The following is a 5,758-nucleotide window of genomic DNA, read 5'->3' on the forward strand; positions in this document are numbered from 1 at the left end:
GACATCGACCACTTCAAGAATTTCAACGACACCTGGGGCCACCAGACCGGGGACCAGGTGATCCGTTACGTCGCCAGCGTCATCGGCCGCGTCGGCGCCCCGCCCCGCTTCGCCGCGCGCTATGGCGGCGAGGAATTCGCCCTGATTTTCCCGCGCGAGAGCGCCGCGATCGCCGCCGCGGTTCTGGAAGAGATCCGCGAGGAAGTCTCTTCGCGCATGCTAAAGCGCCGCTCCACCAATGACGACCTTGGGGCGATCACGGTCTCGGCCGGCCTTGCGGAGCTGCGCCGCGGCGAGAGCGCCCACAGCCTGATGGAACGCTCCGACAGCGCGCTCTACGTCTCCAAGCGGTCGGGCCGCAATCGGGTGACCAACGCCGAGGTGGTGGCGACCGCCGCCTGACCGCGCTTTTCTCCTAGCCTGACGCCAGGGTATCCTCGGTTAGATCGTCCAAAGAGACGCACGCGGGAGCACGCCATGGCCTATTCGAAGATCAAGACGTCGGTGAACGACGGCATCGCCGTGGTGACCCTGAACGACACCGCGACCTTGAACGCCGCGGGCCTCGACCTGATGGCCGAACTTCAGGACGCCTTCGAAGGCTTCAAGACCAACGACGCCGTGCGCTGCGTGGTGCTCACCGGCGAGGGCCGTGGCTTCTGCTCAGGCGCCAACCTCTCCGGACGCGGTGGACCGGCTGCTGAGGCGCCGGACCCGGAAGGCCCCGACGCCGGCGCGGCGCTGGAGAGCGTCTACAACCCCTTCGTCACCTCGCTCCGCGAGTATCCGGTGCCGATCGTCACGGCGGTCAACGGCGTCGCCGCGGGCGTCGGCTGTTCGCTGGCCCTGATGGGCGACGTCATCGTCGCGGCCGAAAGCGCCTACTTCCTGCAGGCCTTCCGCCGCATCGGCCTGGTGCCCGACGGCGGCTCGACCTACCTGCTGCCCCGGCTAATCGGCAAGGCGCGCGCCATGGAGATGGCGCTGCTCGGGGAAAAGGTTCCGGCCAAGACGGCGCTGGAATGGGGCCTGGTCAACCGCTGCGTCCCTGACGATCAGCTGATGGCCACGGCCATGGAACTGGCCAAGGCCCTGGCCACGGGTCCCAAGGCGCTGGGCGCCATCCGCAAGCTGGTCTGGGATAGCCTCGACGAGGGGTGGGCCGCCCAGCTTCACGCCGAGCGAATGGCGCAGAAACACGCCGGCCGGACCGAGGACAGCCGCGAAGGCGTCCTCGCTTTCCTCCAGAAGCGCGCGGCGCAGTTCACGGGCCGCTAGGCGCGGGCCCGCCTTCGCGAGGCGCGCGTTCTAGGCGTCGTGCGCCTTGGCCGGTTCGATAGTGACGCTTTCGCCGCAACCGCAGGCGTCGGTCTCGTTCGGGTTCTGGAAGGTGAACTTCGACGACAGCTTGGTGGTCACGTAGTCGATCTCGGTGCCGATCAGGAACAGCACCGCCTTGGGCTCGATCAGGATCGTCACGCCCTTGTCCTCGACCACCTCGTCCAGCGGGCCGGCGGTCTCAGCGTACTCCAGGATGTATTCCTGGCCTGCGCAGCCGCTGTTCTTCACGCCCACGCGCAAGCCCGCATACGGCTTTTCCGCCTTGTCCATGATCTCGCGAACACGGGCGGCCGCGGCGTCGGTCAGGGTGACGACCTTGGGCCGGGGGCGGCGGATACGGGGAGCGGGCGTGAGGTTAAGGTCGGTCATGCTCAGCCTTATATGGTGTCAGAACATGTTGAGTTGAAGCTTCGCCTCGTCGGACATCCGAGATGGATCCCACGGCGGGTCGAAGACCAGATCAACTTTCACTTCGCCGATCCCCGGAATTTCCTTCACGGCGTCCTGCACCCAGCCGGGCATCTCGCCGGCCACCGGGCAGCCCGGCGCGGTCAGGGTCATATCGATGGCGACGTTCTTCTCGTCGGACACGTCGACCTTGTAGATCAAGCCAAGTTCGTAGATGTCGACCGGGATTTCCGGGTCGAACACCGTCTTCAGCTTCTCGATTAGCTGATCCGTCAGAGCGTCTAGCTCTGCCTGGCTCAGCGGCGTCGCGCTGGTCGGTTCGATGGCGGTCGCGTCATCCATAAGCATGCTCAAGCAAAAAAGGCCTGGGTACGGTTCAGGGCGTCGACGAAGAAGTCGGCCTCCCCTTCCGTATTATATAGGGCGAAGGAAGCCCGAGCGGAGGATGTGACGCCGAAACGTCGCATCAAGGGCTCGGCGCAGTGGGTGCCGGCGCGAACCTCGACGCCGTAGCGGTCGAGGATCTGGGCCACGTCGTGCGCGTGGGCGCCGTCGATGGTGAAGGACAGGATCGCGCCCTTGCCAGGCGCCTCGCCCAGCACGCGCAGCCAGTTGGCGCCCTTCAGGCCCTCGCGGACTCGGGCGTAGATCCTGGCCTCGTGCGCCGCGATCGCCTCGCGGTCGAGACCGTTCAGCCACTCAATGGCCGCGCCCAGGCCGATCGCCTCGATGATCGGCGGGGTGCCGGCTTCAAACCGGTGCGGCGGATCGGCATAGGTGATCTTTTCGAGGCTGACCTCGCCGATCATCTCGCCGCCGCCTTGATAAGGCGGCAGGGCGGCGAGTTCGGCGGCCTTGCCATAGAGGACGCCGATCCCGGTCGGGCCATAGAGCTTGTGACCGGAGAAGACGTAGAAGTCGACGTCCAGGGCCTTCACGTCCACGCTCAGGTGAACAATGCCCTGGCAACCGTCCAGCAGCACCTTGGCGCCCACCGCGTGGGCCTGTGCGATGATCTCGGCGACCGGATTGATGGTCCCCAGCACGTTGGACATGTGCGTCACCGCCACGACCTTGGTGCCCGCGGTCAGCAAGGCCGGCAGGGCCTCCATGTCCAAGCGGCCGTCGTCGAGCACGGGGATGAACTTCAGGACCACACCCAGCCGCTCGCGCAGGAAGTGCCACGGCACGATATTGGCGTGGTGCTCCATCTCGCTGAGCACGATCTCGTCGCCGGCCTTCAGGCCAGCCCCGATCCCAGCCGCGACCAGGTTGATCGCCTCGGTCCCGCCCTTGGTGAAGACGATCTCGCCAAGCTCGGCGTTCATGAAGGTCGCCACCGACTTGCGAGCGGCCTCGTAGGCGTCAGTAGTCTCGTTGGCCAGGGTATGCAGGCCACGGTGCACATTGGCGTAGGAGTGCTCCATGATCCTAGTCATGGCTTCGATCACCGCTCGCGGCTTCTGAGCCGAGGCGCCGCTGTCCAGATAGACCAGCGGCTTGCCGTTCACCTGACGGCTGAGGATCGGAAACTCGGCGCGGACCGCTTCGACATCAAAGGCCATGGTCAGAGTCCCAAGCCCTTGGCGGCCCAAGCCTTGGCCACCTCACGCGCGCCATCGTGTTCGATTCGGTCGATGACCTCGCCCACAAAGGCTTCCGTCAGAAGGCCGCGAGCCACATCTTCGGGCATTCCGCGCTGCTGAGCGTAGAACAGGGCCTCCTCATCGAACGCGCCGATGGTGTTGCCGTGGGCGCACTGCACGTCGTCGGCGAAGATCAGCAGTTCGGGCTTGGCGTCGATCTCGGCCTTGTCGGACAGGATCAGCGCATGGTGACCCATCCGCGCGTCGGTACGGTCGGCGCCTTCGGCGACCAGGATCCGGCCCTGGAACACGCCGCGCGACTGATCGCGCACCACGCCCTTGGTCAGCTGGCCGGTGGTCCCATCGACGCCCAGGTGCTCGACCACGGTGGTCAGGTCGGCATGCCGCTTGTCAGCGAGCAGATAGGCGCCGTCGAGGCGGACGCTGGCGCCCGCTCCGGGGTGAGCCACGCGGGTCTCGATGCGTTGGCGCTTGGCGCCGTCGGTGAGCACCGTCTGCACCAGCTGAGCGCCAGCTCCGAGGGTGACATCGGCGGTCGAAACGCTGACCCCGTTCGCGCCGTCGGCGGCCAGGATGATGCGCTCCAGGCGGCCGTTGGCCCCGACAGTGACCTTCAGGTCGAGATTGGCGACATAGTCGGCGTCGTCGCCCTCATAGCTTTCCAGCAGGATCAGGTTGGCGCCCTCGGCGACCTCGATCTGCGCGGTGGCCGAGTGCGATCCACCGCCAAGGGCCGCGAAGTGCAGCGCCACGACATAAGGCGCCACCGAAGCGCTGCGGATCACCACCGGATCGCTGGCGTTGACCACATGGATTGGCAGATTGGCCAGGGCGGCGAACGGCCCGACCGGCGCCTCGCCCGTAAAGGGCTGCGACGGCGGCGGCAGAACGCGCAGCAGGCCGCGCAGGTCGGTCCACTTCCAGTCCTCGTCACGCTTGCTGGGAAGCAGGGTGACGTCGCTGGCCTTAAGGGCGGAGGCTAGGCTCAAGCTGCCCTCGCGTACTTGTCGTAGCCTTCGCGCTCCAGCTCATGAGCCAGTTCCGGACCACCACTGTCGGCGATACGGCCGCCGGCCAGCACGTGGACGCGGTCAGGTTTGATGTAGTCGAGCAGACGCTGATAGTGGGTGATCACCAGCATCGCCCGGTCCGGACCACGCATGGCGTTCACGCCGTCGGCGACGATCTTCAAGGCGTCGATGTCGAGCCCCGAATCGGTCTCGTCGAGGATTAGAAACCGCGGCTAAAGCATCGCCATTTGAAAGATTTCCATCCGCTTCTTCTCACCGCCGGAGAAGCCGACATTGAGCGCCCGCTTGAGCATCTCGAAGTCGATCTTCAGCGATGCGGCCGTCGTCCTGGCCAGCTTCAGGAAGGCCGGCGCGGTGATTTCCGCCTCACCGCGCGCCTTGCGCTGGGCGTTCATCGCGGTGCGGATGAAGGTCAGGGCCGGAACGCCGGGAATCTCCAGCGGATATTGGAATGACAGGAAGACCCCCCGCGCGGCACGCTCGCTGGGCTCCAGCGCCAACAGGTCCTCGCCGTCGAGCGTCGCGGTCCCCTCGGTCACCTCATAGCCCTGGCGTCCGGTCAGGACGTAGGACAGGGTCGATTTGCCAGCGCCGTTCGGGCCCATGATTGCATGGACCTCCCCGGCCGGGACGTCGAGCGTGAGACCCTTGAGGATCGGCTTGCCATCGATCTCGGCGTGCAGGTTGGAAATCGAAAGCATCAGTTGGTCTCGTCGGCCAGGTATTGCGCCATCACGTCGAGGGCTTCCTCGATTGTGTTCACGGTCTTCGCCTTGCGCGGCGCGGCGGTGGGGGTCGAGGCGGTGCGTTTGTCGCCAGCCCGGACGTTGATCGTCCCGGCCTCGAAATAGGCGTCGATCAGATAGTCGTCGTGATGCAGGCTGACCGTGTAACGGCGAATATCCAACACTAGGCCCTTGTCCTTCAGGAACGCGACGTCCTCGGCGAGGGTGGCGTACAGCTGTTCGGCGCGCGCCAGATCCTCTTCCTGCTGCCGACGCTCGGCCTCCTCGCGCGCATGGCGGTCGGCGTCGCGGCGGGCATGCTCGGCTTCGAAGGCGCGGCGGAAGGACATCGTGCGGTTCTCGGGGGTTGCGAGGGTCATCCGACAGAGCCCTCCAGTGAAATGGCGACGAGCTTCTGGGCTTCCACGGCGAACTCCATGGGCAGCTCCTGCAGCACGTCCTTGACGAAGCCGTTGACCAGAAGCTGCACGGCCTCCTCCTGGGAGAGCCCGCGCTGCATGGCGTAGAACAGCTGATCTTCGGAAAGCTTGGTGGTGGTGGCCTCGTGCTCGAACACGCACTGGCCGTTGCGCGCCTCGACATAGGGCACGGTGTGGGCCGCGCAGGTCTTGCCGATCAGCAGGCT

The 5,758-nt window shown here is 66.1% G+C and carries 8 protein-coding genes and 1 pseudogene; 2 read left to right on the plus strand and 7 right to left on the minus strand.

The window, feature by feature from the left end; genetic code table 11:
• Both Q7T84_RS04710 and Q7T84_RS04715 read left to right on the plus strand, forming a co-directional pair.
• A partial coding sequence (locus tag Q7T84_RS04710) for a GGDEF domain-containing protein (RefSeq protein ID WP_304806556.1) occupies positions 1–402 on the plus strand: 402 nt, incomplete at its 5' end.
• A gap of 75 nt (positions 403–477) precedes the next feature.
• Positions 478–1,278 (plus strand): enoyl-CoA hydratase/isomerase, encoded by an 801-nt coding sequence (locus tag Q7T84_RS04715; protein ID WP_304806557.1) that lies wholly within the window; start codon positions 478–480, stop codon positions 1,276–1,278.
• 30 nt (positions 1,279–1,308) lie between these two features.
• Here Q7T84_RS04715 and Q7T84_RS04720 read toward each other — a convergent pair whose 3' ends face one another.
• The 7 genes and pseudogenes from Q7T84_RS04720 to Q7T84_RS04750 all read right to left on the minus strand — a co-directional run.
• Positions 1,309–1,710, minus strand: coding sequence for an iron-sulfur cluster assembly accessory protein (locus Q7T84_RS04720; protein ID WP_304806558.1), 402 nt, complete (start codon positions 1,708–1,710; stop codon positions 1,309–1,311).
• A gap of 18 nt (positions 1,711–1,728) precedes the next feature.
• On the minus strand, positions 1,729–2,091 hold the full coding sequence (locus Q7T84_RS04725; RefSeq protein WP_304806559.1) for an SUF system Fe-S cluster assembly protein: 363 nt from the start codon (positions 2,089–2,091) through the stop codon (positions 1,729–1,731).
• Between the two features lie 8 nt (positions 2,092–2,099).
• The gene (locus Q7T84_RS04730; RefSeq protein WP_304806560.1) at positions 2,100–3,314 is read right to left on the minus strand and encodes an aminotransferase class V-fold PLP-dependent enzyme; all 1,215 of its coding nucleotides are present in this window, start codon (positions 3,312–3,314) and stop codon (positions 2,100–2,102) included.
• A gap of 2 nt (positions 3,315–3,316) precedes the next feature.
• On the minus strand, positions 3,317–4,345 hold the full coding sequence (gene sufD / locus Q7T84_RS04735) for a Fe-S cluster assembly protein SufD (RefSeq protein WP_304806562.1): 1,029 nt from the start codon (positions 4,343–4,345) through the stop codon (positions 3,317–3,319).
• Positions 4,342–5,088: pseudogene (gene sufC, locus Q7T84_RS04740) on the minus strand (Fe-S cluster assembly ATPase SufC). The gene sufD and the pseudogene sufC overlap by 4 nt, the downstream one beginning before the upstream one ends.
• Positions 5,088–5,492: a hypothetical protein gene (locus Q7T84_RS04745; RefSeq protein ID WP_304806563.1), complete on the minus strand. Its 405-nt coding sequence runs from the start codon at positions 5,490–5,492 to the stop codon at positions 5,088–5,090. The pseudogene sufC and the gene Q7T84_RS04745 overlap by 1 nt, the downstream one beginning before the upstream one ends.
• Positions 5,489–5,758: SufD family Fe-S cluster assembly protein (locus tag Q7T84_RS04750; RefSeq protein ID WP_304806564.1), on the minus strand; the 270-nt coding region annotated here is incomplete at its 5' end. The genes Q7T84_RS04750 and Q7T84_RS04745, both read right to left, overlap by 4 nt.

It is taken from the genome of Phenylobacterium sp. (assembly GCF_030654915.1).
Classification (GTDB): Bacteria; Pseudomonadota; Alphaproteobacteria; order Caulobacterales; family Caulobacteraceae; genus Phenylobacterium.